We start from the raw sequence: 22,333 nt of genomic DNA, 5'->3' as shown, positions 1-22,333 counted from the left end.
AGCAATGAACAAAATGCACTCCATCTGTACTAATATTCGTCAGCCATTTTTTATGCGTTTATCTGATGCTGATTGCGCAAAAACAGATCCCACAGCTTGCATGTTTAAGCGTGATTCCTCGCTCATGGCGCGATAGTGTTCAATTAGTGCTTGTTCTTCAGTGGATATTGTTACTTGAGGTTTAGGTGTTCTATTTCCTGTCAGAATATAAAGAATGTCACATCCATGTTCTGCTAATTTTTGTAAGTATGCTCCACCCGGAATTTTTTCATCTCTTTCATAGCTTGCTTGAGCACCGCGTGAGTGGCCTGCCAAGTTAGCAAAATCAGTTTGATTTAATCCTAAGCGGCTGCGTTCCTCTTTTAACCTGAAACCTATTGTTGACATTATTTCTATTCTCTTTGTTGACCTGAAAACTATAGTGATCAATAATGAATTAAACGTTACTTAGTGGATCACAATATATCACCATGACACTCAATAAGCATATTAGATGGTCACGATTACCGCGAGGAATCGCCTCAAAAAATCCTATCGTTATGCGGTTATCAGTCGATGAACGTGAAGAGTTGGAGGCTATTGCAAAAAAAGACAGCCGTTCTGTATCCAGTATGGCTCGTATCATTTATCTCAGTGCTGTACAGAACTTCCGGTGAGGTGTGTATGAGTACAATCAACAATGTAAACAACATCTCTATCACCGTTAACGTTGAGTCGGCATACGTTTCATTAAAAAAGTACTCAGAAATTACAGAGATCCCTTTCAGCACCTGCCGTGCAATGGTTGCAGATGGCCGTATTATCATCAGGCCAAAGAAAAGGGGCAAAGAGATGGTCGAAGTCAACATGATCGCTATGTTGATGGATGCGTATAACAACAGCCAAAAAATTATCTAATAGAGGGTAAAAAATGAAAAACCCAACATCACTGGAACGTTCAAAGCTGCAACTAACGATGATGGCGCGTCTGCATGATGTTTTTGCTGATATCAAAGACGAGGTTGAAATCACCCCTGAATATATTCAGGACACGCTGGGGCAGTTTATGCAGGTTGCAACGGGTCGTGATTACCCTTTTTCTAAATCTGTGCGGATTGGGTTTGGGGAAGTGAAACAGATTCAGCCATATCAGTTAGCTGACGAGGTAAAGCGAGCCATCAATGCCACAGAATCAAAGTCGCCTGATGATAATCGGCTTAATAACATCCTGTCCCGTGAAATGGCTCTGTGCCTGGACGATGTTTTGCATCGTTATGCTGTATGGGAAAAAGTGGAGTCTGAAAGTGAAGTTTTAAAAATAGCCAAGGCTCTTCACTACGCATTTTCAGAATATAGAACAGGCAACAACTATGTTATTGACGGATTGCCAGTGCTCAAAAGAATGATTTCATTCGGGGTCAACTGGGCTGATGATGATGAAGAGAGTTTGAAATTACTGCTTAGGAAGAACTGTTTAACCATCAAAAAAGCCCTCAATGTATTTTAAGAGGTAATCAATATGCGAAATACTATTCCAACACCCGTGGAATTAAGCAAGGGGCGAATTAAATTTGGTACGTTATTAATTCGCCCGTTACGTCCCAGCGCTGTTTGCACATTTACCCGTTACCAGGTCGGGGACAGTGAATATTGCTACGGTAAATGTGATTCCAAAGCGCAGGCACTGAGTTTTTGTCGACAGTTATATAAGGAACGGTTAGATGAACCAATTAAAGAGGATACAGCATCAATATAAAGTGAGCAGTAACGACTTTTTTAATCACAACGTCACTAAAAAAGACAACCATTTGATGATGACTTTAGTTTCAATTGGCTTAGCGACAACCCTGTTAACCCCGTTATTATCCCTATTATGAGGTGATATCATGGCGAATACTGAACCCTGCCGCGCTGTATCATTAACGCTGGATGAGAAAATCAACGGCTTAAATAAAACGGCTGAGTTACTGGCACCGATTGTTTACGATATTAAAAAATCAAACAGCCAATTGGCCGATTTTATTGCATCTATGCGTGACCGCACCAATAACCGCGTCATGAACAATGAAAAATTGTTGCATGCAATGTTTTATTTAGCCGGGTTTGATAAATCCCGTTATAACGCCAAGTTTAGTGAATTCACGGAAGCAGAGATCCGTTCGTTAATTAGGGTCATTAATCAATTTAAAACGGTAGCAAAAGAATTACCGAATAAATTAGTGATGCCAAATTTAACTGAACATTAATTTATAACAAACGTTTTAATTATTAATGCGTCAACTCGCAGGGATTTTTATTACCTAAAAACCGGAAATAAAAAAATGAAAGATAATTATTCAGCCAAATATGCCATAAAAAAGACGGATGAAGAATTCATCAAACAACTCGTTAAAGAGGCACGCAAGGAAGAAAGAAAACATTGCGCCAGTTTATATGCCGTCCGTCTGGTGAAGTTGTCCTCCCATGTTCTGGATAAAGCGCTTTCACCTTCTGCCAGTGCTGACCTGATCCAGCGCGAATCTGAAAACATCGAACGTGAAGCGCAGGAGTGGAACTATGTCTAGGGAACTCGATCGCGCCTGTGAACACGCCGCCGAAATACTGGAATGCCGGATAGCCGCCCATGTTAACCGCCCGGTCGGGATTTCTGCATTTGTGTGTGAAGATTGCGACCAGCCTATCCCCGCCCAGCGTCGCCGGATTATTGCCGGTGTCACCCGCTGTGCAACCTGCCAGAGCGTTTTTGAACTGAAACAAAAACATTACCGGAGTGTGTGAGATGACCAATAAAACCATCCTCAAATGGGCGGGTTCAAAAGCCCGCATTATGGATAAGTTGCTGCCGCATTTGCCCGTCGGTCAGCGACTGGTTGAACCGTTCGCAGGCTCGTGTGCTGTGATGATGAATACGGATTATGAGGCGTATTTGGTCGCGGATGTGAATGCCGATTTGATTGATATGTATCAGAGTATCAAGGCCGACTGTGATCAATTCATCAAAACAGCCGCTAATTGGTTTTCTTCTGTTCTGAATAAAGATGAATTTTATGAGCTAAGGAATTTTTTTAATTTCAGTGATGAATTTTCTGGTCATTTTGATAATAAATTAGCCCGTTCCGGTTTGTTTTTAGCGTTAAATCGCCACTGCTTTAATGGCTTATGCCGGTATAACAGTAAAGGCCAGTTTAATGTTCCGTTTGGTCACTATAAAAAACCGTACTTTCCCGCCGCTGAAATCTGGGCGTTTTCAGAAAAAGCAGAGAACGCCGATCTGTTGCATCTGGAATGGCAGGACACACTGACCCGGGTCGATTATGGCGATGTGGTTTACTGCGATCCACCGTACCTGACCGACGGTGAGGGATTTACCCAATATCATAAAATAAATTTCACCCCTGCTGACCATGAAGCACTGGCTCATGATTTATACGCATTGAATGCGCATCTGGGTGTGCCCGTCATCGTTTCCAACTCGGTTGATGCTAAAGCATTGTATGCCAATCTCGGTTTCACCCTCCATGAAATCGACGCCCCGCGCACGATTGCCGCCAATGGCAACCGTCAGCCTGCGAGAGAAATTATTGCTGTGTTAGCAGGGAGGCAATAATGACAACAGACAATGCACCGATTGTTCTTGATCCTAAAAACGGCGTTTATATCACTGGCACCCGTTTTGCGGTTGTTGTTCATGAGAAACATCCCGGCAAATTGGCGTTGTTGCAATTCAACACGTATGACGGCATTTACTCGCTGGTCGGCTGGCATGATAACGAAGTGTCACTGGTCGCTGAGCTGGTGAGTCTGCATGTGTCCTATATCCGCCACAAAATGCGCGCGGTGCCAGAATATCTGGCCGCGGTTGAAACCATCGCCAAACGCTGTCAGACCGCACTGAATTTACTGAATCCAGAAACTTACGGCGGTGTGGTGACATGTCAAACCGCCTGATTGATTTTAGTGTCCTGCCCGAAGCTGAACCCGCCAATGGGCAATATGCCTATTGGTGGAACGCACCGCGCCATCAGGCGGTGGCCGGTATTGAAAGATCGCTTTCCCGTGAAAGACGCCTTCAGGGGCAAGCGATTTTGGCGGATATCGAATCCCTGCCGCGCATTCTGCGTTATCCCTATCAGAAACGTTATGAAAAGATACTGAAAGAACAGGGGCTGATGAAAGCCCAGGATTTTCTGTATTTCGATTTCCATCAAAAATTCTGGCCACGCATTGAGGCTGTAACCCGTCGTTTTGAGATGGACACTCACACCACGCTGATGACGACGGCACGCATTTCTACTGAAATCAGCCAGTTTAACCGCCTGCCCGATTTGCATAACAAACAGTTAAGAACGCTGGCGACGAAAATTGCCGCCGGGTTTTTCAATCTGTTTGAACAGTATTGTGATCAGTGCATCGCCCGTGAGAACGGGAAGAAAGAAGCGCTGTACCGGATGCGCAATCTCATCCCTATTTATGGCGAACTGGCAAAAATGGCCTGTGGTTTGCATGTCACGCCAATACATTATGCCCGTTATCTGGAAGGTGTGCTGCAACAGCAAGACGTGATTGCTGCCGTATCCCGTCTGGTCAATGACAATTTTTGGTATCGCCGGCTTAAGGCGCACCGTACCCGCTGGCGGGAAGCATTGCTGATTGCCGCAATGGCAGTCAATAAAAACCGTTCCCCGTATGCCAGTCGTCAGGCTATTCAGGAGGTGAAATCTCAGCGTCTGGCCAATATGCAGTACCTTGAGTCAATGGACATTGAGGATGTGGCCACGGGCGAGCGCTTTGATCTGGTTGAAAAGGTCATGGCGAGCATTTCCAACCCGGAGATTCGCCGCATGGAACTGATGGCCCAGATTGCCGGCATTGAGCGGGTTGCGATGGCACGTGGCGATATCGGGATGTTTATCACCATCACCACACCCTCAAAATATCACCCGACCCGCCAGATGGGGAAAGATAAGATGGCGGTGCTCAACAGCAGTTGGGCTGATGCTGCCTATACCCCGAAAGATGGCCAGCGTTATCTGGTGAAGGTCTGGTCTAAAATCCGTACCGCGTTTAAGGATATGGGGTTAAATGTGTATGGCGTTCGCGTGGTTGAACCGCATCATGATGGCACACCGCACTGGCACCTGTTGCTGTTTACCGATAAGGCCAGCCGGGCGGCAGCGGTTGATATTATGCGCAAAAAGGCCCTGCAAGAAGACGGTGATGAACGGGGCGCGAAAAAGTACCGTTTCAAGTGTGATCATATGAACCATGGCGGTGCCGTGGGTTATATCGCCAAGTACATCGCCAAGAATATCGACGGTTACGCGCTGGATGGCCTGATCGATGACGAAACCGGCCAGCCGTTGAAAGATGTCGCGGCGGCGGTGACGGCGTGGGCTTCAACGTGGCGTATCCCGCAATTTCAGTTCTATAACCTGCCCACTAAAGGCGCGTACCGTGAATGCCGCCGCCTGCGCAGTATCAATATTGCTGACCAATTGGGGGAGATTGCCGAAAAGGTCCGTGCCGCCGCCGATCTGGGTGACTTTGAAAACTATATCCTGTCACAGGGTGGCCCTTGCACCCCACGTGATCAGCAGACTGTCCGCGTTGCCCGTGAAATCAGTGACAAACGCAACCCCTATGATGAAGCCGTCTCAAATGTGGTCGGGATTTACGCGCAGCTCAACCCTGCCGCCGGTGTGTTGAAAACACGCGAGCGGGAATATCGGATCGTCAAAAAAATCCAGAGTCACAACCCGGCACCTGAACATGCCGGTGAGGGTCTTGATCTTTTAAAAAGCGCCATCGGCGCGCCTCGGAGTCCTGTCAATAACTGTGGATCAGGGGATTGGCAGGCAGGGGAGGACACCCCAGCGTTACCCGCAGATTTAAGCGGTAAGGCGTTATCCGATGTTCTCCAATGGGGACGGGCAACCGAAATCAATCCCGCTGAGAATAGCGTACAGCGCGAAGAAATCGGCGTTTCGGGACAACGGGTTATCTCACGTATCACATTAACGCCAAAAGAAGAAACCCTTTTACCGGCGGTGATGCGTTTTACCGCCGCGATGGGCTACCCCATCAGCAACAAATCAATGGCGATGATGTTTGTAAAAGGAATGAGTATCAGCTTTGACGACCAGCGGCTGCGCGTTCGTGACGGTGAAGTCAGGCTGATGGATACACCAGAGGAGCAGGAACGGAAGCAACGCGAGTTTGAGGCTCGCAAACAGGCGCGCCGCGAGGCACTGCGGCAGCGGATTATAAAGATTGGTGAAGTGAGGAAAAAATAATGAAAGCTGAATGTGTTATTGATATCAATGTTAAAGAAATACAGGTGCAGGGTATCAAATACGCCCGTGATCTGCTGATTGCGTCATACATCGGAGGTTTTATAGATAAACCGGAGTCAGAAATCAGGGATATCGCAAAAATGCTGGATGGTGCAGCTATTCAACTGGAACAAGAAAAGTCTGACTGTTGGATAAATGATGATTTTGGGGATAAGTGGTTGTCGGAATGTTCAGATGAATGATGCGGCACTAATGTCAACGCCAGAAAAAATCTGGCGTTATCAAGGTAGAGTTGCCTGTTGGTAATCAAGAATTGCAACGGCAGATTGGTTTTCTTCATAAATTACACTGTAAAACAATTTTAAGCGGTAAGGCGTTATCGGATGTTCTCCAATGGGAACGGGCAACCGAAATCAACCCCGCTGAGAATAGCGTACAGCGCGAAGAAATCGGCGTTTCGGGACAGCGGGTTATCTCACGCATCACATTAACGCCAAAAGAAGAAGCCCTTTTACCGGCGGTGATGCGTTTTACCGCCTCGATGGGCTACCCCATCAGCAACAAATCAATGGCGATGATGTTTGTAAAAGGGATGAGTATCAGCTTTGACGACCAGCGGCTGCGCGTTCGTGACGGTGAAGTCAGGCTGATGGATACACCAGAGGAGCAGGAACGGAAGCAATGCGAGTTTGAGGCTCGCAAACAGGCGCGCCGCGAGGCACTGCGGCTGCGGATTAAGAAGATTGGTGAAATGAGGAAAAATAATGATGAGTTACAACGGTATATCAGTACAGGAAATGATTAATTATCTCAGTCAGGTTGATGAGAAATTCATGCTAGAAAGGGTTGGGCCATATGAATTCCGTTGCTTTGTGCGGGGCGGTAAGTTGTACGGTGAGTATGAAAATACCGGCACGTTGTTTTATGTCGTAATGCACGCATTCAAGCCGTATTACGAGCAGTACAAACAGGATATTGAGGAAAAAAGAGCCGCGTTCAGTCAGGTTTTCCCTGAAGTGACAAAGCCGCTGACTCTGCTCACCAACGGCGAAGCGATGCAGTTTGTAACGTATATGATTTTTGATGAGAAATATAGCGAAATCATGACGTACCGTACCAGCCGAATGCAGGCAGACCTCGTGGCTGAACATTATAACGATACGGGACATTATCAGTGCAAGGTTATTCCGCTTTATGCGCATGTGGAGAGTTTTGATGGGGTTCAGGAGGGACAAAAATGAGAATCAATTTAGGCAAATACGTGATTACCTCGGATAGCCGATCATACACGCTGAATAAAAAAACGGTATCGCAGACGGGAAGAAATGCCGGTTGCGAATCTTTAACGCCATTCAGGTATTACACCAGTCTGCATCAATTAGTCCGCGATGTGACCAGAATGGAAGTGGATAGCAATGATATCAGAACGTTGCAGCAACTCAGTGAGCGCATTGAGGAAATTGCGGCAGATTTTGCCGCGAGGGTAGCTAAATGATCACCTTAAAGTTAACGCCCGAAATCATTAACAATATCAATCATAAATTTGAATCAGGTTTATTCGTCTGGCAGGCACGCTGGAAAGCCAACCAACATCACCGCAACCGCTTTTTACATAAGTGCAGACAGGCTGGGGCTGATTATTATTTCATGCTGGAAGCATTAAGTAATGCCTGCCAGACGGGGCGGAATAAGATTTTTATGTCGGATAAGCATTGGTTGCCGTATTTTGTTCATTATATTGCTCAGTATTTTCCTCAGCAGCAAAAGCGCCTGCTCGAACATGCAGAAGAGATCCATTTACTGAAACTCAGTAATGGCGCTGAAATCCGCTTTCTGCATGAAAATAGTTGTCCTGTCAGCCTATGGGGGGATGTGTATGTTTCAGAATGGGCCTTTTGGAATGACCCTATCAAACTGATACGCCTGGCGTTAGGGTTGTCAAATCATCAAAAATGGCAAAGAACGTTTTATTCCTCCCGATGTTCCGGGGATAACGGCGAAGCGGCTTATAAGCTGTTCTTTACCCAAAATTGTATCGAGGGTGAACCCGCTTTTTTCGATACGGTCACGTTATTTGATGATGATACAGGTTTCTTAGACGAAGAACGGCTGATTAAACTCTATGATCGAAACGCGTTTGAAGAACTGTATTTGTGCCGTTTGCCTCATCCACGCTGGTAATCAGAGAGAATAAATACTATGGCGAAATCCCCCGCAGAACGTAAAGCCACCCAACGTCAACGCCAGCAGGAAGCGGGCGTCACCAAAATAGAATTGTTGGTTGATAATCAAGAGCTGGCCATGCTGAAACGCAATTGTGCCCTGAGACGGCCGGGACGCGATCCGTATGACGTGGTTGAATATCTCACGCTGCTTATCCGCAAAGATGATGCAGAATTACGCCAGAAAATGCAGGCGCTATCAACGCAGCAATGTGAAAAATGTGGCGATGCGCTTCCCGTGACCGAATGTTGTTTTTCTGGTGACTCAGCGTGCTGGAATACCTTAGGCTGGCATGCGTTAAAATTGCAATTATGATAGCGTGACATGTCACAAAATGAGAGTAAGCCCGCTTCAATGCGGGTTATTTCTGTTCTTGGTCATGGCTGCATAAAACCCCCTGTTCCGCGCATCAATTCGCAAGATCAAATCAGGATCTTATGCCCCGTCAAGCGCCAGTGCTGGCGCCTGCCAGACGATCCCTTGCAGGTGCATAAAAAGCGACACATTTAGTGGGCAGGCGCGGCGGGGTCACGACTGCGCGCGGTGGCGTTTGGTGGTATGCTGAACTCAACTTTCATACTGAAATCATCCCACTTGAAACTACTTTTCTTCGGGCAAAAAAAGACCGCCTCGCAGACGGTCGTATCATCTACGTGATATGGGTTAGTCGTTGTTGTCCGTCTCCAGCGAATAACGCTCAAACCGGATCACTTCTTCCCCGAGCCAGTCATTCAACTGTTTCATCTTGCTTTGCAGTGGCAGCAATTCGTTGCGCACAAACACTTTGGCCGCTTTTTCCACATCGCCAAAGCCGCCGGTATTCTGCGGGATAATCCCCATTAGCTGAGGAGGGACACGGTGCGCCGCCAACATATCATCACGGCTCACATTCTTGATATTCAAGAATTCATCTTTCGCCGCGGCTTCGGACAGTGGGATAGTCTGAATGCCATCTTTCTTGCCGCCGGGGGCGTATAAAAACAGATTGCGAAAATTGCCGGGGCCTTTGCTGCTTTTCAGGGCTTCCCGAATTTTATCCACATCATCCGTTTTCTGTGCGGCATCACTGATATAAAGGATATATCCCGCATGCGAGCCATTAAGGTAATACTTACGGCGGAACAGTGTCGAGGCTTCATTGAGCAGAACGGACGGAATAGCCGCCAGATATTCAGGCAGGCCATAAAGCTCCTGGTTAATGTCCGGCTCTATCAAATGAAACACTTTACCGGTCTGAAATTCAAACGGCTTGGTCTCATAGCCATACTGCACAAACCAATAGGTATCGAGATCAGCCCCACGGCGCGTGAACTTTGCCGGCGAGTGTTTCAGGGTCAGCGGTTGCCCTAATCGGTTATCACGCAATTCCAGGTAGCCATTGCCGAAGAGTAAAAAGTCCAGCGCCCAGCTATCAAACACTTGGCGGCTTAAATACGGGTGCGGGATGAACGTGCTGGTCAGGATGTTACGTTTAACAAAAATGGCACTGCTATGATGGGGGGCGGCGCGGAACGTGCGCGACAGCCCGTTAAAACTGATAGGCGGCTCATAGTAATTATCGATGCGCACACATTCCAGGTAATCAAAGATTTCACGTTTATCCAGCACGGGGATGGGGTCGCCAAACGTGAATGCCTCCATTGGGGCGGTATCCGGTGTCGGTGTCAGTTTCTGGCTCTGGCTCTGGCGTTTCTTATTCTTACGGCTCATTAAAAGACCTCAATAATATTATGATGGTTGCTATTCTCGCCGGTAATCGGTTCGTTATAGAGTGCGTGCATGGTTGCCCAGGCTAAATCCGCATGGCTGGTTTCTTCGCTACGGTCAGCTTCATAGGTGGGGCGGTTGCCGCTGGCGGTGGTTGCCCGCCGAATGGCCATAAACGATTGGGTGATGTCATTGCTGCCGGCGTCATATTCCAGCCGGTCATGGCTGATCACGTCATAGGCTTTGAGTACCAGGGCATTTTTTAACGCGGGGTTATAAACAAACTCTTTTGCCGCCGGGAAAAAATCACGCACATTTTGTAAAACACCGTGACCCAGACCGGTGGAATCAATACCGATATATTGCACATTATAGCGTTCGGTCAGTGCCTTGATTGCGTCAGACTGGGCGCGAAAATCCATACCGCGCCATTGATGGTGCTCCAGTATCCGAAATTTGCCTCCCGTGAACCGGGGCGGCGCGATGACAACACACCCGGCACTGTCCCCGTTTTGCGTCCCTTTGGCCGGATCGTATCCAATCCAGACCGGATGATAGGCATACGGACGTATCATCAAGGGTTGCACGTCGTCCCACACTTCCCAGCTATCGACTACGCATTTTTGCATGAGCTGTAAGTTGAAAATTGACGCGATATCATCGACAAACTCACACATTAGCAAGTTTTCGAATTCATCAGGGCTATATTCGAGATAGAGCTGGTCGATATCAAATAAGTTGCATCCCCCTTTCATCGCATCTTCAATGGTGACGATTTGCCGCCATTGACCATCATCGCACATCATGCCGTTAACCAAGGCGCGATGGGTGGTATCGACCTCAACATGATCTGTCTTGCGTCGTCCGCGATTAAATAACTTTCCTGACCAGAACGGGTACGCACTGTGGGTCAGGCTGGAGGGGGTAGAAAAATAGGTCTGGCGCCATTTTTTGTGCATGGCCATGCCCGATGCCACTTTGCGCAGTTCCTGAAATTTGGGTATCCAGAAATATTCATCCAGGTACAAATTGCCATGATAGCTTTGGGCAGTGCGGGCATTCGTCCCCAGAAAATAAAGCGTAGCCCCATTGGGTAAAACAATGGGATCACCTTTGAGATCAACATCCACCTCGCGCGCCATATCAATGATGTAACCTTTGAAAACGTGCGCTTGTGCCTTACTGGCCGATAAAAAGATTTGGTTTCGACCTGTCAGTAAGGCATCCATAAACGCTTCGCGGGCAAAAAAGTACGTTGCCCCTATCTGGCGGGATTTGAGAATATTGCGAATGCGGTGTTGGTGTCCTGCGCCATACCAGACTTTCTGGTACCCAAACATGTTTTCGCGGAAAATTTGCCCGAGCTTTTCGATCTGTTCTTCGCTGAACACGTTCTTTTCCGGGGCGCGACGTTCGCCTTTATTGCGATTAGCCAGTTTCGGGTTTAAATCTACCTCATTACCGCCATCCTGATAGCGGTGAATTTTAGCATGCCGTTCAAGCTGGCGATAAAGCAAATCAATCTCTTTGAAGTCTTTCCCCTCTTTGTTTTCTTTGGTTATCAGCGCACAAAGCCGCACTTCAACACTCATTTCAACGCGGTCAAAGGGGGTGATGTCATCCCATTTGTCCCGTCGTTTCCAACTGTGAATGGTGACGGCGTTTTCGTTGAGGATTTCCGCAATGCGCGCGATCCTGTACCCGCTAAAGTACAGGTGCATGGCTCTCTTACGGGGGTCAATATCGGGTAATGTCTTCATGCCGCCAGATTACTGGCTGGCGACCCCGCTCGCGCTGCGCGCTCATTGTGCCAGTTCCCATACAATGGCCGGGCGTTGTTTCTGACCGCTCATCCCTGAAAACATAGGCGCACGCTGTTTTGTTTTTTACGCATGAACCTACATTCAATTGCCGGAGCCTGAGCAATGACGAAAAAAAGTAAGCCGGTACGCCTTTGTGTTGAAGGGGCCACCACTGATGGCCGCAAAGTCCAGCGCCAATGGCTGACGGATATCGAAAAGAATTACAACCCCACGGTTTACGGTGCCCGTATCAATATGGAGCACTGGAACTACTCTTGGATGCCGCGTTTCGGGGATGTCGATTCAGTCTACACCGAAGAAATCAGTGAAGGCCCCTTGTCCGGCAAGCTGGCGCTCTATGGCGTGCTGACGCCGACGCCTGAACTGATAGAAATGAATAAAAAACGCCAGAAAGTCTACACCTCGGTGGAAATCGACCCGAACTTTTCCGATATGGGCGGCGCGTACCTGGTTGGGTTGGCTGTCACCGATAACCCGGCCAGCCTGGGCACCAGTATGTTGCAATTTAGCCAGGAGGGTGAGGGGCAAAATACCAATTTGTCAGAGCGCAAACAGCATAAAGACAACGTCTTTACCGCGGCCGAAGAAACCCGGATTGAGTTTACCGAAGACAGTGATAAAACCGGCTTGTTAGACAGTATCAAGGCGCTGTTTACCCGAGAACGCAAAACCAATGATATCAATGTGTCTGATATTCGCCAGTCCATTGAGCTGTGTGCAACCGAGCAGGTTAAAACCGCGGGTGAAGTTGAAAAGCTCTCACAGAAAATAGATGAAATTGATGCGTTCAAAAAGCAAACCGAAGCATTACGCGCTGAATTGGACACCTTGAAAACCGATCTCAGCCAGCAAGATAAGCAGCCCCAACGCCCCCACGCTTTTGGCGGTAACGGCGAAAATACCGAAAACCTCACTGACTGCTAAACGGAAACGACGATGAGAACAGAAACACGCTTTAAATTTAACGGTTATCTGACCCGTTTGGGTGAACTTTACGGTGTTGAACCCGCAACGTTCACCACTTCAAAAGTGGAAATCGCGCCCTCTGCCGCGCAAAAGCTGGAAAGCAAAATTCAACTGAGTGCCGCCTTTTTAACGATGATCAATATGGTTCCCGTTAAAGCGCAAGTGGGGGAAAAAATTGGCTTAGGCATCGGCTCCACCATTGCCGGCACAACGGACACCAAAGAGAAAGACCGCGAACCGACTGATCCCACCGATTTGTCTAAACAGCAGTATCACTGTAAGCAGACCAACTTTGATACCGCCATTCGTTACGAAAAATTGGATATGTGGGCCATTTTTGACGATTTCCAGCGCCGCATTCGTGATGAAATTATCAAACGCCAGGCGCTTGACCGCATCATGATTGGCTGGAACGGCACGCACCGCGCCGCGACATCTGACCGCGCCACGCATAAATTATTGCAGGACGTGAATGTCGGTTGGTTGCATAAAATCCGACTGGACGCGCCCGGCCATGTGATCGGTTCCTCCACCGATAAAGACACCCGTATCACGACCGCCGAACCCCTGAAAGTGGGTAAAGGGGGAGATTACGCTAACCTTGATGCACTGGTGATGCAGGCGGTTGATGATGCCATTTCCGAGGTCTACGCCGATGATACCGAGCTGGTTGTCATTTGTGGCCGCCAACTGTTATCCGATAAATATTTTCCTATCGTTAACCGTGATCAGGCCAACACCGAAGCCCTCGCCGCGGAGGTGATTATCAGCCAGAAACGGATTGGCGGTTTGCCTGCGGTACGGGTGCCGTATTTCCCGAAAGATGCCATGCTCATCACCCGACTGGATAACCTGTCGATTTACTGGCAGGAAGATTCCCGCCGCCGTCAGGTGCTCGACAATCCAAAGCGTGACCGTGTCGAAAACTACGAATCCGTTAACGAAGATTATATCGTTGAAGATTACGATTGTGTCGCGCTCATCGAAAACATTGAGTTAATCAAAGCCAAGTCTGACGTCCCCGCCGAGACAGAAGATAAAAGCGGAGCATAAGCCGTGAACCCGTGGGAAAAGAAACGCATGCAAGTGGAGGCCAGGCAAGCCGCTGAATATGGCCGGCTGGCCGATCCCTCAGTCACCACGCAAGTCAAGCTGATGTTGCGCCAGCACCGGCGAGACTTAGGGAAAATCCAGTCATTTGAGCGCAAAGCCACGTACAAACGTAACGCGTTGCCACTGTATGAAACGTGGATCACAGAAACCCTCCGCCATCAATCAGGGGGACAGGATGACGTTCTGATGTACCTCATGTTGTGGAGCTTTGACGCCGGTGTTTATGCACAAGGGCTGGATATTGCCGAATATGCCTTAAAGCACCAGCTCACCATGCCCGAGGGGCAATCACGTACAACCGGTTGTGCTATCGCGGAAGAAATGGCCGACCGGGCTAAAGACGCGTATACCGCGAAAAACCCGATCCCATTAGACATATTACAGCGCACCATGTCACTGGTTGAACATGAAGATATGCCTGATAAAGTCCGCGGGGAACTGCATAAATGGCTGGGTTACAGCTTGCGTGATAACGACTTTCCACAACCCGCATTGTGTGAGTTGATGCGTGCCCTTGAGCTCCATGATCGCTCAGGGGTAAAAGCAGATATCAGGCAATTAGAAAAAATTCTGGCAGCGAAAAACAGCGCTGACCATTAACGAACGTGCCAACGCGCCAGGGCGGCGCGGGAGAAGAAACCCGTTTTCGACCTCTCGCCCACCGCCCTACCTAATTTGAGGTTGTTATGGATTTCATTTCACCCGAACCGATAAAAGAAGCCGCCCAGACGATCACCAGTGGTGATTTCTGGCCGCCCATTGATACGGCCGATTTTCGCGCCACCATGCGCAGCGATGGTACGGTGACCCCAGGCCGCCTGCTGGCCGCGCTGAAAAATGCGGTGATTGAAACCCACCGGGAACTGGCGGGCTGGCAGTCACAACAAATCAGCCTCGGCTATCACACGCTGGGCCGTGTGCCGGCCAGCCAGATTGATGATGAATCTGAACTGTTATACCTCTACCGCCGCGCGGTCTATTGCCTGGCAAAAGCCGGGCTTAGTGAGCGTTACCGCGACATTGACACCACCGCTGACGGGGCGAAAAAAGCCGATGCACTCGATCCCACCATTGACGATTTGCACCGTGATGCCGTGTGGGCTATCCAGCGCATTAAATGCACGACACACAACATCGTGGAGCTGATCTAATGCAGGTACGAACACAACAATATGACACGGTAGACGCCCTGTGCTGGCGCCACTACGGACGCACACACGGCGTCACCGAGCAGGTACTGGAGGCCAACCCCGGTCTGGCCGAGGTTGGGGCGATTCTGCCCCACGGCCGGGTGATTGAACTGCCGGATATCGCGCCCGCCCCGGTAACGCCGATGATCCAACTATGGGACTAAGATATGGACAAACAACCTGATATATGGGCCGACTTACTCAACGGCCTGAAAAACTCATGGCCGCAAATATCCGGCTCTGTTTTGGCGGCCTTGATTTGCTACGGCCGCCTGATTTATGACGGCATTGAGCGTAAGAACCGCTGGGTGGAACCGTTGCTTTGCGGGGCGCTGTCCTGGGGCATTGCCAGCGCGCTGGAACTGTTCGGCATCCCCGGCAGTGTATCGCCGGCACTTGGCGGTGCTATCGGATTTATTGGCGTTGAGAAGCTGCGCGAGTTTGCGATCCGCGCCATTAATAAGCGTTTGGGAGGTAAAGAATGAGTCAGGGCGACAGGGGCATTCGCAACCATAATCCGGGCAATATCCGCCACGGTGACCCATGGCAGGGATTACGTGATACCCAGACCGATAAGGCATTCTGTCAGTTTGTTGCCCCTGAGTGGGGTATTCGCGCCATGCTTAAGGTTTTGCGCAATTACGAACGCCAGTATGGTCTGAACAGTATCCGACAGATCATTACCCGTTGGGCGCCCCCGAATGAAAATGATACCGAAAGTTACATTGCCTTTGTGTGCCAGGTCGTGGGCATTCCCGGCAGTGCGGTGATCGATATGGACAACCCCGTCACCTTGTGCCGACTGGTCAAGGCCATGATCCAGATGGAGAACGGCCAGCAGCCTTATTCTGAGGCAACGTTTGAAAAAGCGTTTGAGTTGCTATGAACTGGAAGCTGAAACTGATTGCTGCGTCGGTCGGCATCGCGCTGATGGGTTCAGCCTTATATTCTATCTATTCGGTGTATGCAGAGAACGGGGAGCTGGCGGGGGCGAATCAATCGCTGACCACTAAGCTATCTGAACAAGTTGCTATCAACGCCACCCAGCTAGAGCAAATCAAGCACCTCACAGAGTTAGACACCAAACATATTCAGGAACTCGCCCATGCCAAGACTGAAATCGACACTCTTCGGGCTGATGTTGCCGCTGGTCGTCGCAAGCTGCGCATCAAAGCCGCCTGCCCCGTGCCTGAAACCGTTACCTCCGGCAGCGTGGGCGATGCAACCCCCGTCGAACTCTCTGGAGAAACTGGATCTACTGTTCTCGATATCCGAGAAGGCATCATCAACGACCGGGCAAAATTAAGCTATTTGCAGGACTACATTAAGATCCAGTGCTAATAACAGGTGCCCAATGAATAAACCCCGTTTATTACGCGCTGCACTGGCAGCGAAAATTACGTACCTGCGGGATAATCCGGAATACCTGCATTTGTTTGTGGAAGATGGTGCTGTGGTAGCAACGTCAGCATCGTCACTGTCCTACGAATATGAATACACCCTGAACCTGATTGTGGAAAGTTATCCTGGTGATCAAAATATTCTGATGGCAGTGATAGTGCACTGGCTGCGTGAGCATCAACCGGACATCTTCGCCAATCCCGATAACCGCCGCAGCGGTTTCACCTTTGATGTAAATATCCTCAATGACGCCACCGCCGATATCAGCATTGATTTGAAACTGACAGAGCGTGTTGTGGTCACCCAGCAGAACGAGGCCAGCACCGTGACCGCTGTCCCTGAGCCGGAAAACCCGTTTGACAGGTGGTGAAATGGATGATAACGCATTGCAGCCACTGGATATCGCCCTCACGGCGCTATTAACCCAACTGTCCCCTGCCAGTCGCAAACAGTTGTCGCGTGAGATAGCACGGGACTTGCGCCACAGCCAGATGCAACGTATCCGTGCCCAGCGTAACCCTGATGGCAGCCGCTATACCCAACGCAAGGCACAGGTGCTGACAGTTCAGCGGGGCATGAAGTTTGTTTGGCGCGGGGAAACCCGCAGTTTAAAAAACTGGCAGTACCGCAAGGGTAAAAACGGGACAGTGATCACCGGCTATGATACTGAGCGTAAAGGGCTGCGTACCTTCTACCGCAACGATATCCAGCAGATGCTGGAAAAGAAAACTGACCGCCTTCAGACGAATAAGGGCAGTAAAAAAACGCGTATGTTCAAGAAATTAGCCACCGCCCGTTATCTGCGCCTGTCGGCCAGTGATAAAGAAGCCGTGATCTTCTTCGCCCCCAAAGTGGCTGCGGTGGCCCGTGTCCATCAGTTTGGCTTAACAGAGCGGATGCGGGGCAAACACATTGACGTGCAATACCCGCAACGCCGTCTGTTGGGACTGACACCACAGGATATCGCACATATCGAAGCCCAGATTCTGGCGCATCTCACCCGTTAATGTGTGTCAGGGCTGGCACAACCCCGATAACGTGCAGACCGGTACGCACAGTGACATGTTGTGCGCATGAACACACAACTAACCGAACTTTTGCGCCGCCTGCGCAACCTGATCCGCATTGGCACCGTCACCCGGGTAGACACGACCCGTGGTATCTGTCGCGTGGAAACGGGTCACCTGGAAACGGACTGGCTAAACTGGCTGACGGCCAGAGCCGGGAACGCCCGGACATGGTGGGCGCCCAGCGTCGGCGAACAGGTCTTATTGCTGGCTATCGGCGGCGATCTCACCACCGCATTTGTGCTGCCGGCGATCTTTTCCAATGCCTGTCCCGCGCCGTCGGCATCGGCTGAGGCGGTGCACATCGCCTTTCCCGATGGGGCAATGATGGAGTACGAACCGCAATCCGGCGCATTAACCGTCACCGGCATTAAAACGGCTACCATCACAGCCTCGGTGTCTGTGCAGGTTACCGCACCGGCGATCACCTGTACGGCCAGTCATCAAATCACCCTGGATACCCCGACGGTGGTGTGTACAAACCATTTGACCACAGGCAGTCTGGAAATTCGGCAAGGCGGTACGATGCGTGGCCATATTACCCACACGGGCGGCCAGTTCAGCTCTAACGGGATTGTGGTCGATTCACACCGGCACCATGGTGTGCGCAGTGGTGACGGTACATCAGGAGATCCGGTGTCATGAGATATTTGGGGATGAACCGCCAGACCGGAGAAAGGCTGGCCGATATCGACCATATTCGCCAGTCTGTCAGCGATATTTTACTGACGCCCGTAGGGAGCCGGATCGCCCGCCGTCAGTATGGTTCCCTGTTGTCGGCACTGATAGACGCCCCACAAAACCCGGCGTTACGTTTGCAACTGATGGCGGCCTGCTATACCGCTATCCAGCAATGGGAACCACGTATTACATTAACTGCGATTACGCTCAGTCAAAATGCAGCGGGACACATGACGGTCGATATCAGCGGCCATTATTCATCGGCACGTGATCCGATTGTATTTTCCGTACCTGTGAGGTGACCATGCCAACCATTGACTTAAGCCAGTTACCCCCGCCCAATGTGGTTGAAGCGTTGGATTTTGAAACGCTGTTTGCCGAGCGTAAGGCCGCCCTGATCGCCCTGTACCCGCCAGCGCAGCGCGACGCGATCGCCCGTACTCTGGCGCTGGAGTCGGAACCCATCACCAAACTGTTACAGGAAAACGCCTACCGGGAATTATTGTTACGCCAGCGTATCAATGAAGCGGCTCGCGCGGCAATGGTAGCGTATGCCCGGGGCAGTGATTTAGACCAATTGGGCGCGAACAATAATGTCAGCCGGTTGACATTACAGCCTGCTGACACTAATGCCGTGCCACCCGTGCCTGCCGTGCGGGAATCTGACAACGACTATCGTGTACGTATTCCCCAAGCGTTTGAAGGTTTGAGCGTGGCTGGCCCGGTCGGTGCCTATGAATATCATGCCCGCAGTGCGGATGGCCGGGTTGCGGATGCCTCGGTCATCAGTCCCGCGCCGGCTTATGTGACTGTCAGTATCTTATCCCGTGAAGGGAACGGGGCGGCCAGTGAGGCACTGGTCGCTACTGTCAGTCGCGCCCTGAATGATGAAGATGTACGTCCCGTCGCTGACCGTCTGACCGTACAGTCCGCTAAGATTGTCGATTATGAGATTGATGCCGTGCTGTACTGCTATCCCACACCGGAGTATGAGCCAATATTGCAGGATGCGCGGGCAAGACTGGCACGCTACACCGCCGAGCAGCACCGCATTGGCCGCGATATTGTGCGCAGTGCTATTTATGCGGCACTGCATGTCCCCGGTGTTCAGCGGGTTGATTTGAAAAAACCGAATCAGGACATGGTGTTGGATAAAACGCAGGCGAGTTTCTGCACCCGTGCCACCGTGACTATCGGGGGTTCAGATGAATAACCGCCTGTTGCCGGTCGGCTCCTCACCGTTGGAAGTGGCCGCTGCCACTGCGCTATCCAGCCTGGCTGAGATCCCGGTGCCTGTCCGTGACCTGTGGAACCCCGATCGTTGTCCGGTGACGTTGTTGCCGTATCTGGCCTGGGCGTGGTCGGTTGACCGCTGGGATATGGACTGGCCGGAACGTACCAAGCGTGAGTCCATTAAGGCGGCGATGTTTGTCCATAAACACAAGGGCACCATCGGCGCTATCCGGCGTGTGGTCGAACCGTTCGGCTACCTGATCCGCGTGATTGAATGGTGGCAGACCAACGAAGCCCCCGGCACCTTCCGGCTCGATATCGGGGTGATGGAAACGGGCATTACGGCAGAAACTTATCAGGAATTGGAGCGATTAATCTTTGATGCCAAGCCCGCCTCGCGCCATTTGATAGGTATGTCTATTCAGTTGGAAACGGGCGGTACAGCCTATTGTGCCGTGACCAGTTACAGCGGGGATAGCCTGACGGTTTACCCCTATTTACCCCAGGAAGTGGTTGTTTCCGGTGCTGACGTGGTGGGCGCGGCAGTGCATGTTATTGATGATATGAGGATTAAATAATGCGAACCAAATACTTTGCCCTGTTAACCCAGCTGGGGGCGGACAAGTTAGCGAATGCCGCCGCGCTGGGTACTCAGCTGAATATCACCCATATGGCGGTGGGTGATGGCGGTGGGACATTGCCCACGCCGGATACGGCACAAACGCAACTCGTTAACGAGCGCCGCCGGGCAGCCATTAATGTACTGAGTGTTGATCCCCAAAACACTAACCAGATTATCGCTGAACAGATCATCCCAGAAAACGAAGGCGGTTGGTGGATACGGGAAATTGGCCTGTTTGATAACGAGGGTATCTTAATTGCCATCGGCAACTGCGCCGAGACCTACAAGCCGCAATTGCAGGAGGGTTCCGGGCGCACCCAGACTATTCGCATGGTGCTGATTGTCAGCCACACGGACGCGGTAACATTAAAGATTGATCCGTCTGTGGTACTGGCAACCCGCGAGTATGCGGATTCCGTGGTCGCTAACGCTATCCGTGAGCATGAGCAAAGCCGCCGTCACCCTGATGCGACGCTGAAAGAGAAAGGGTTTGTCAGCTTAAGCAGTGCGGTAAACAGCAACAGCGAAACGCAGGCGGCAACCCCAAAAGCGGTGAAGACCGCTTATGATTTGGCAGCAACGGCGAATCAAAATGCGGCCAGTGCCAATAACAACGCCAACGCCAGACTCGAAAAATCTAAGAACGGTGCCGATATTCTTGATAAACCGGCGTTTGTGAAAAACCTCGGTTTAGCGGGAACCGTAGATCTCGCGAAAAATGCCTACCCCAAAACAGGCGGAGTAGTCTACGGAAGTATTGATGCTACGGGATATTTATCAAGTAATGCCGTGTATGAAGCGGGAGGGATCAGGGTTTACAGCGCGAATAATAAACCCACGCCCGATGACATTGGGGCTTATTCTAAAGGCGGTGGACTTGTTAACGGAAATGTCGATGCGACAGGTTATGTGTCAGCAAACGGTATTTATGAAGCGAGCGGTATTCGGGTTTACAGCCCACTCAATAAACCTACCTCCGTTGACATTGGTTTAGGGGTAGGATCGGCTCTACCGTTTGGCGTGCCAATTCCGTGGCCTGCCGCTGATGCGCCAGCGGGTTGGCTTAAGTGCAATGGAACATATTTCGATTTGGCTAAATATCCTGCGCTGGCATCCGTTTATCCGTCTGGCAAACTGCCGGATCTTCGAGGTGTATTTATTCGTGGATGGAGTGATGACGGACCTATTGATGCCGGACGTACCTTATTGTCGTTTGCAACCGACAAGCTGAAAAAACATACACATGACTTGCTTTTTGGTAGTGGGAGAGGCTACGACACTCCGGCCGTTCACGAGGATTACCGAAGGAGCGCCTCGTCAGTTTATTTTGCCGCAGCAGGCTCCAGTGGACTTTATATCAGTGAAGAGGGGAGCAACGAAACTGCGCCCTGCAACGTTGCGTACAACTATATCGTGAGGGCTGCATAATGACGGCAAAATTAAACAAAAATCGGCTCGCCATTGTAGCGGGTGATATGACTGTTTATAACTATCATAGCGAGACGCGTGAATACTTTTCGACATCGGTCGAATTTTTGCCCGTAGGTATCGGCATTCCGGCGCATTCATGTATTGATGCGCCCAGTGAAAGCAAGGCGGGTTATGCGATTTGCCGAACAGCTGATTTATCCTCTTGGGAATACGTTGCTGACCACCGTGGTGAAACGGTCTATGGCATTGAAACGGGTGAGAGTCGAGTGATTAAAGCCCTTGGTGATTATCCGTCAGACACAACGCCAAATGCACCTGCTACCCCATTCGATAAATGGGATGGCAAACGATGGGTAACAGATAATCGGGCACTAAAAGCGGATCAGGTCAGGCAATCGGAACAGCAAAAATCATCACTGCGACAACAGGCAGATATTGCCATTGCCCCTTTACAAGATGCTATTGAACTCGGCATGGCGACCACCGCAGAGAATACGGCACTGCTGAGATGGAAAAAATACCGCGTCCTGCTCAATCGGGTAGATTGCTCTACCGCGCCTGATATTTCATGGCCGGAACAGCCAAAATAAATAGAGGGGCACTA

The 22,333-nt window shown here is 50.2% G+C and carries 35 protein-coding genes; 32 read left to right on the top strand and 3 right to left on the bottom strand.

Translation table 11 applies throughout. The annotated features are described in order from the left end of the window. Positions 1 to 39: 39 nt before the first annotated feature. Positions 40 to 387: a helix-turn-helix domain-containing protein gene (locus ACE1SE_RS07235; protein WP_340610763.1), complete on the bottom strand. Its 348-nt coding sequence runs from the start codon at positions 385 to 387 to the stop codon at positions 40 to 42. Between the two features lie 276 nt (positions 388 to 663). On the opposite strand from ACE1SE_RS07235, the gene ACE1SE_RS07230 reads away from it, so the two are divergent. The 16 genes from ACE1SE_RS07230 to ACE1SE_RS07155 all read left to right on the top strand — a co-directional run bounded on the left by ACE1SE_RS07230 (position 664) and on the right by ACE1SE_RS07155 (position 9,005). Next, positions 664 to 897 (top strand): DNA-binding protein, encoded by a 234-nt coding sequence (locus ACE1SE_RS07230; protein ID WP_374053261.1) that lies wholly within the window; start codon positions 664 to 666, stop codon positions 895 to 897. A 13-nt stretch (positions 898 to 910) separates the two neighbouring features. Continuing rightward, entirely contained in the window at positions 911 to 1,486 is a 576-nt protein-coding gene (locus ACE1SE_RS07225) for a hypothetical protein (RefSeq protein WP_374053260.1), read from the top strand. A gap of 12 nt (positions 1,487 to 1,498) precedes the next feature. After that, a complete protein-coding gene (locus ACE1SE_RS07220; protein WP_374053259.1) occupies positions 1,499 to 1,735 on the top strand; it encodes a hypothetical protein in 237 nt (78 codons plus the stop codon). A 130-nt stretch (positions 1,736 to 1,865) separates the two neighbouring features. Then, positions 1,866 to 2,225, top strand: a complete 360-nt coding sequence (locus tag ACE1SE_RS07215; protein ID WP_374053258.1) for a DUF5347 family protein — start codon at positions 1,866 to 1,868, stop codon at positions 2,223 to 2,225. 75 nt (positions 2,226 to 2,300) lie between these two features. Beyond that, positions 2,301 to 2,543 (top strand): DUF2732 family protein, encoded by a 243-nt coding sequence (locus ACE1SE_RS07210; protein ID WP_374053257.1) that lies wholly within the window; start codon positions 2,301 to 2,303, stop codon positions 2,541 to 2,543. Then, positions 2,536 to 2,757 carry a TraR/DksA C4-type zinc finger protein gene (locus tag ACE1SE_RS07205; RefSeq protein WP_374053256.1) on the top strand — a complete coding sequence of 74 codons (222 nt, stop codon included), beginning with the start codon at positions 2,536 to 2,538 and terminating at the stop codon, positions 2,755 to 2,757. The genes ACE1SE_RS07210 and ACE1SE_RS07205 overlap by 8 nt, the downstream gene beginning before the upstream one ends. A 1-nt stretch (position 2,758) precedes the next feature. Further along, on the top strand, positions 2,759 to 3,586 hold the full coding sequence (locus tag ACE1SE_RS07200) for a DNA adenine methylase (protein WP_374053255.1): 828 nt from the start codon (positions 2,759 to 2,761) through the stop codon (positions 3,584 to 3,586). Beyond that, complete coding sequence (locus ACE1SE_RS07195) at positions 3,586 to 3,927, top strand: DUF5405 family protein (RefSeq protein ID WP_374053254.1); 342 nt, start codon at positions 3,586 to 3,588, stop codon at positions 3,925 to 3,927. The genes ACE1SE_RS07200 and ACE1SE_RS07195 overlap by 1 nt, the downstream gene beginning before the upstream one ends. After that, positions 3,912 to 6,272 (top strand): replication endonuclease, encoded by a 2,361-nt coding sequence (locus ACE1SE_RS07190; RefSeq protein ID WP_374053253.1) that lies wholly within the window; start codon positions 3,912 to 3,914, stop codon positions 6,270 to 6,272. The genes ACE1SE_RS07195 and ACE1SE_RS07190 overlap by 16 nt, the downstream gene beginning before the upstream one ends. After that, positions 6,272 to 6,514 (top strand): hypothetical protein, encoded by a 243-nt coding sequence (locus ACE1SE_RS07185; RefSeq protein ID WP_374053252.1) that lies wholly within the window; start codon positions 6,272 to 6,274, stop codon positions 6,512 to 6,514. Before ACE1SE_RS07190 ends, ACE1SE_RS07185 begins: the two co-directional genes overlap by 1 nt. A gap of 50 nt (positions 6,515 to 6,564) precedes the next feature. Further along, a complete protein-coding gene (locus ACE1SE_RS07180) occupies positions 6,565 to 7,077 on the top strand; it encodes a hypothetical protein (RefSeq protein WP_374053251.1) in 513 nt (170 codons plus the stop codon). Continuing rightward, entirely contained in the window at positions 7,037 to 7,513 is a 477-nt protein-coding gene (locus tag ACE1SE_RS07175; protein ID WP_374053250.1) for a hypothetical protein, read from the top strand. The genes ACE1SE_RS07180 and ACE1SE_RS07175 overlap by 41 nt, the downstream gene beginning before the upstream one ends. After that, entirely contained in the window at positions 7,510 to 7,767 is a 258-nt protein-coding gene (locus ACE1SE_RS07170) for a hypothetical protein (protein WP_374053249.1), read from the top strand. Before ACE1SE_RS07175 ends, ACE1SE_RS07170 begins: the two co-directional genes overlap by 4 nt. Next, on the top strand, positions 7,764 to 8,453 hold the full coding sequence (locus tag ACE1SE_RS07165) for a terminase large subunit domain-containing protein (protein WP_374053248.1): 690 nt from the start codon (positions 7,764 to 7,766) through the stop codon (positions 8,451 to 8,453). Before ACE1SE_RS07170 ends, ACE1SE_RS07165 begins: the two co-directional genes overlap by 4 nt. Positions 8,454 to 8,471: 18 nt before the next feature. After that, positions 8,472 to 8,810, top strand: coding sequence for a hypothetical protein (locus ACE1SE_RS07160; RefSeq protein ID WP_374053247.1), 339 nt, complete (start codon positions 8,472 to 8,474; stop codon positions 8,808 to 8,810). Between the two features lie 9 nt (positions 8,811 to 8,819). Next, positions 8,820 to 9,005 (top strand): hypothetical protein, encoded by a 186-nt coding sequence (locus tag ACE1SE_RS07155; protein ID WP_374053246.1) that lies wholly within the window; start codon positions 8,820 to 8,822, stop codon positions 9,003 to 9,005. A gap of 153 nt (positions 9,006 to 9,158) precedes the next feature. Here ACE1SE_RS07155 and ACE1SE_RS07150 read toward each other — a convergent pair whose 3' ends face one another. Together ACE1SE_RS07150 and ACE1SE_RS07145 are read right to left on the bottom strand one after the other, a co-directional pair. Then, positions 9,159 to 10,205, bottom strand: coding sequence for a phage portal protein (locus ACE1SE_RS07150; RefSeq protein WP_374053245.1), 1,047 nt, complete (start codon positions 10,203 to 10,205; stop codon positions 9,159 to 9,161). Beyond that, positions 10,205 to 11,962 (bottom strand): terminase ATPase subunit family protein, encoded by a 1,758-nt coding sequence (locus tag ACE1SE_RS07145; protein WP_374053244.1) that lies wholly within the window; start codon positions 11,960 to 11,962, stop codon positions 10,205 to 10,207. The genes ACE1SE_RS07150 and ACE1SE_RS07145 overlap by 1 nt, the downstream gene beginning before the upstream one ends. 165 nt (positions 11,963 to 12,127) lie before the next feature. Here ACE1SE_RS07145 and ACE1SE_RS07140 point away from each other — a divergent pair, with 165 nt between their 5' ends. The 16 genes from ACE1SE_RS07140 to ACE1SE_RS07065 all read left to right on the top strand — a co-directional run bounded on the left by ACE1SE_RS07140 (position 12,128) and on the right by ACE1SE_RS07065 (position 22,319). Continuing rightward, positions 12,128 to 12,949 carry a GPO family capsid scaffolding protein gene (locus ACE1SE_RS07140; protein WP_374053243.1) on the top strand — a complete coding sequence of 274 codons (822 nt, stop codon included), beginning with the start codon at positions 12,128 to 12,130 and terminating at the stop codon, positions 12,947 to 12,949. A gap of 12 nt (positions 12,950 to 12,961) precedes the next feature. Beyond that, positions 12,962 to 14,044: a phage major capsid protein, P2 family gene (locus tag ACE1SE_RS07135; protein WP_374053242.1), complete on the top strand. Its 1,083-nt coding sequence runs from the start codon at positions 12,962 to 12,964 to the stop codon at positions 14,042 to 14,044. Between the two features lie 27 nt (positions 14,045 to 14,071). Beyond that, positions 14,072 to 14,704 carry a phage terminase small subunit gene (gpM, locus tag ACE1SE_RS07130; protein WP_374053241.1) on the top strand — a complete coding sequence of 211 codons (633 nt, stop codon included), beginning with the start codon at positions 14,072 to 14,074 and terminating at the stop codon, positions 14,702 to 14,704. A gap of 86 nt (positions 14,705 to 14,790) precedes the next feature. Beyond that, positions 14,791 to 15,255, top strand: a complete 465-nt coding sequence (locus ACE1SE_RS07125; protein ID WP_374053240.1) for a head completion/stabilization protein — start codon at positions 14,791 to 14,793, stop codon at positions 15,253 to 15,255. Next, positions 15,255 to 15,458 carry a tail protein X gene (locus tag ACE1SE_RS07120; RefSeq protein ID WP_074023134.1) on the top strand — a complete coding sequence of 68 codons (204 nt, stop codon included), beginning with the start codon at positions 15,255 to 15,257 and terminating at the stop codon, positions 15,456 to 15,458. The genes ACE1SE_RS07125 and ACE1SE_RS07120 overlap by 1 nt, the downstream gene beginning before the upstream one ends. Before the next feature lie 3 nt (positions 15,459 to 15,461). Next, positions 15,462 to 15,779, top strand: coding sequence for a phage holin, lambda family (locus tag ACE1SE_RS07115; protein WP_074023135.1), 318 nt, complete (start codon positions 15,462 to 15,464; stop codon positions 15,777 to 15,779). Continuing rightward, on the top strand, positions 15,776 to 16,180 hold the full coding sequence (locus tag ACE1SE_RS07110; RefSeq protein ID WP_374053239.1) for a structural protein: 405 nt from the start codon (positions 15,776 to 15,778) through the stop codon (positions 16,178 to 16,180). The genes ACE1SE_RS07115 and ACE1SE_RS07110 overlap by 4 nt, the downstream gene beginning before the upstream one ends. Further along, entirely contained in the window at positions 16,177 to 16,635 is a 459-nt protein-coding gene (locus tag ACE1SE_RS07105) for a lysis protein (protein WP_374053238.1), read from the top strand. Before ACE1SE_RS07110 ends, ACE1SE_RS07105 begins: the two co-directional genes overlap by 4 nt. 13 nt (positions 16,636 to 16,648) lie before the next feature. Beyond that, on the top strand, positions 16,649 to 17,065 hold the full coding sequence (locus tag ACE1SE_RS07100; RefSeq protein ID WP_374053237.1) for a phage tail protein: 417 nt from the start codon (positions 16,649 to 16,651) through the stop codon (positions 17,063 to 17,065). Between the two features lies 1 nt (position 17,066). Beyond that, positions 17,067 to 17,702 carry a phage virion morphogenesis protein gene (locus tag ACE1SE_RS07095; RefSeq protein ID WP_374053236.1) on the top strand — a complete coding sequence of 212 codons (636 nt, stop codon included), beginning with the start codon at positions 17,067 to 17,069 and terminating at the stop codon, positions 17,700 to 17,702. A 66-nt stretch (positions 17,703 to 17,768) separates the two neighbouring features. Next, entirely contained in the window at positions 17,769 to 18,407 is a 639-nt protein-coding gene (locus tag ACE1SE_RS07090) for a phage baseplate assembly protein V (protein WP_374053235.1), read from the top strand. Further along, positions 18,404 to 18,745 carry a GPW/gp25 family protein gene (locus tag ACE1SE_RS07085; RefSeq protein ID WP_374053234.1) on the top strand — a complete coding sequence of 114 codons (342 nt, stop codon included), beginning with the start codon at positions 18,404 to 18,406 and terminating at the stop codon, positions 18,743 to 18,745. Before ACE1SE_RS07090 ends, ACE1SE_RS07085 begins: the two co-directional genes overlap by 4 nt. 2 nt (positions 18,746 to 18,747) lie before the next feature. Next, on the top strand, positions 18,748 to 19,656 hold the full coding sequence (locus ACE1SE_RS07080) for a baseplate assembly protein (RefSeq protein WP_374053233.1): 909 nt from the start codon (positions 18,748 to 18,750) through the stop codon (positions 19,654 to 19,656). Next, complete coding sequence (locus ACE1SE_RS07075) at positions 19,649 to 20,254, top strand: phage tail protein I (RefSeq protein WP_374053232.1); 606 nt, start codon at positions 19,649 to 19,651, stop codon at positions 20,252 to 20,254. The genes ACE1SE_RS07080 and ACE1SE_RS07075 overlap by 8 nt, the downstream gene beginning before the upstream one ends. Further along, the gene (locus ACE1SE_RS07070) at positions 20,254 to 21,726 is read left to right on the top strand and encodes a phage tail-collar fiber domain-containing protein (protein ID WP_374053231.1); all 1,473 of its coding nucleotides are present in this window, start codon (positions 20,254 to 20,256) and stop codon (positions 21,724 to 21,726) included. Before ACE1SE_RS07075 ends, ACE1SE_RS07070 begins: the two co-directional genes overlap by 1 nt. Beyond that, positions 21,723 to 22,319, top strand: coding sequence for a tail fiber assembly protein (locus ACE1SE_RS07065; RefSeq protein ID WP_374053618.1), 597 nt, complete (start codon positions 21,723 to 21,725; stop codon positions 22,317 to 22,319). Before ACE1SE_RS07070 ends, ACE1SE_RS07065 begins: the two co-directional genes overlap by 4 nt. The last annotated feature ends 14 nt before the right edge of the window (positions 22,320 to 22,333 follow it).

This window comes from Xenorhabdus taiwanensis, assembly GCF_036512875.1.
Taxonomy (GTDB): domain Bacteria; phylum Pseudomonadota; class Gammaproteobacteria; order Enterobacterales; family Enterobacteriaceae; genus Xenorhabdus; species Xenorhabdus taiwanensis.
The sequence above is the reverse complement of the archived record's forward strand: the minus strand, read 5'-3'. Positions and strand labels throughout refer to the sequence as shown.

Excerpts from the sequence above, each read along its gene's own strand:
- ACE1SE_RS07235 (WP_340610763.1), bottom strand. The coding sequence starts at position 387 with ATGTCAACAATAGGTTTCAGGTTAAAAGAGGAACGCAGCCGCTTAGGA.
- ACE1SE_RS07230 (WP_374053261.1), top strand. The coding sequence starts at position 664 with ATGAGTACAATCAACAATGTAAACAACATCTCTATCACCGTTAACGTT.
- ACE1SE_RS07225 (WP_374053260.1), top strand. The coding sequence starts at position 911 with ATGAAAAACCCAACATCACTGGAACGTTCAAAGCTGCAACTAACGATG.
- ACE1SE_RS07220 (WP_374053259.1), top strand. The coding sequence starts at position 1,499 with ATGCGAAATACTATTCCAACACCCGTGGAATTAAGCAAGGGGCGAATT.
- ACE1SE_RS07215 (WP_374053258.1), top strand. The coding sequence starts at position 1,866 with ATGGCGAATACTGAACCCTGCCGCGCTGTATCATTAACGCTGGATGAG.
- ACE1SE_RS07210 (WP_374053257.1), top strand. The coding sequence starts at position 2,301 with ATGAAAGATAATTATTCAGCCAAATATGCCATAAAAAAGACGGATGAA.
- ACE1SE_RS07205 (WP_374053256.1), top strand. The coding sequence starts at position 2,536 with ATGTCTAGGGAACTCGATCGCGCCTGTGAACACGCCGCCGAAATACTG.
- ACE1SE_RS07200 (WP_374053255.1), top strand. The coding sequence starts at position 2,759 with ATGACCAATAAAACCATCCTCAAATGGGCGGGTTCAAAAGCCCGCATT.
- ACE1SE_RS07195 (WP_374053254.1), top strand. The coding sequence starts at position 3,586 with ATGACAACAGACAATGCACCGATTGTTCTTGATCCTAAAAACGGCGTT.
- ACE1SE_RS07190 (WP_374053253.1), top strand. The coding sequence starts at position 3,912 with ATGTCAAACCGCCTGATTGATTTTAGTGTCCTGCCCGAAGCTGAACCC.
- ACE1SE_RS07185 (WP_374053252.1), top strand. The coding sequence starts at position 6,272 with ATGAAAGCTGAATGTGTTATTGATATCAATGTTAAAGAAATACAGGTG.
- ACE1SE_RS07175 (WP_374053250.1), top strand. The coding sequence starts at position 7,037 with ATGATGAGTTACAACGGTATATCAGTACAGGAAATGATTAATTATCTC.
- ACE1SE_RS07170 (WP_374053249.1), top strand. The coding sequence starts at position 7,510 with ATGAGAATCAATTTAGGCAAATACGTGATTACCTCGGATAGCCGATCA.
- ACE1SE_RS07165 (WP_374053248.1), top strand. The coding sequence starts at position 7,764 with ATGATCACCTTAAAGTTAACGCCCGAAATCATTAACAATATCAATCAT.
- ACE1SE_RS07160 (WP_374053247.1), top strand. The coding sequence starts at position 8,472 with ATGGCGAAATCCCCCGCAGAACGTAAAGCCACCCAACGTCAACGCCAG.
- ACE1SE_RS07155 (WP_374053246.1), top strand. The coding sequence starts at position 8,820 with ATGTCACAAAATGAGAGTAAGCCCGCTTCAATGCGGGTTATTTCTGTT.
- ACE1SE_RS07150 (WP_374053245.1), bottom strand. The coding sequence starts at position 10,205 with ATGAGCCGTAAGAATAAGAAACGCCAGAGCCAGAGCCAGAAACTGACA.
- ACE1SE_RS07145 (WP_374053244.1), bottom strand. The coding sequence starts at position 11,962 with ATGAAGACATTACCCGATATTGACCCCCGTAAGAGAGCCATGCACCTG.
- ACE1SE_RS07140 (WP_374053243.1), top strand. The coding sequence starts at position 12,128 with ATGACGAAAAAAAGTAAGCCGGTACGCCTTTGTGTTGAAGGGGCCACC.
- ACE1SE_RS07135 (WP_374053242.1), top strand. The coding sequence starts at position 12,962 with ATGAGAACAGAAACACGCTTTAAATTTAACGGTTATCTGACCCGTTTG.
- gpM (WP_374053241.1), top strand. The coding sequence starts at position 14,072 with ATGCAAGTGGAGGCCAGGCAAGCCGCTGAATATGGCCGGCTGGCCGAT.
- ACE1SE_RS07125 (WP_374053240.1), top strand. The coding sequence starts at position 14,791 with ATGGATTTCATTTCACCCGAACCGATAAAAGAAGCCGCCCAGACGATC.
- ACE1SE_RS07120 (WP_074023134.1), top strand. The coding sequence starts at position 15,255 with ATGCAGGTACGAACACAACAATATGACACGGTAGACGCCCTGTGCTGG.
- ACE1SE_RS07115 (WP_074023135.1), top strand. The coding sequence starts at position 15,462 with ATGGACAAACAACCTGATATATGGGCCGACTTACTCAACGGCCTGAAA.
- ACE1SE_RS07110 (WP_374053239.1), top strand. The coding sequence starts at position 15,776 with ATGAGTCAGGGCGACAGGGGCATTCGCAACCATAATCCGGGCAATATC.
- ACE1SE_RS07105 (WP_374053238.1), top strand. The coding sequence starts at position 16,177 with ATGAACTGGAAGCTGAAACTGATTGCTGCGTCGGTCGGCATCGCGCTG.
- ACE1SE_RS07100 (WP_374053237.1), top strand. The coding sequence starts at position 16,649 with ATGAATAAACCCCGTTTATTACGCGCTGCACTGGCAGCGAAAATTACG.
- ACE1SE_RS07095 (WP_374053236.1), top strand. The coding sequence starts at position 17,067 with ATGGATGATAACGCATTGCAGCCACTGGATATCGCCCTCACGGCGCTA.
- ACE1SE_RS07090 (WP_374053235.1), top strand. The coding sequence starts at position 17,769 with ATGAACACACAACTAACCGAACTTTTGCGCCGCCTGCGCAACCTGATC.
- ACE1SE_RS07085 (WP_374053234.1), top strand. The coding sequence starts at position 18,404 with ATGAGATATTTGGGGATGAACCGCCAGACCGGAGAAAGGCTGGCCGAT.
- ACE1SE_RS07080 (WP_374053233.1), top strand. The coding sequence starts at position 18,748 with ATGCCAACCATTGACTTAAGCCAGTTACCCCCGCCCAATGTGGTTGAA.
- ACE1SE_RS07075 (WP_374053232.1), top strand. The coding sequence starts at position 19,649 with ATGAATAACCGCCTGTTGCCGGTCGGCTCCTCACCGTTGGAAGTGGCC.
- ACE1SE_RS07070 (WP_374053231.1), top strand. The coding sequence starts at position 20,254 with ATGCGAACCAAATACTTTGCCCTGTTAACCCAGCTGGGGGCGGACAAG.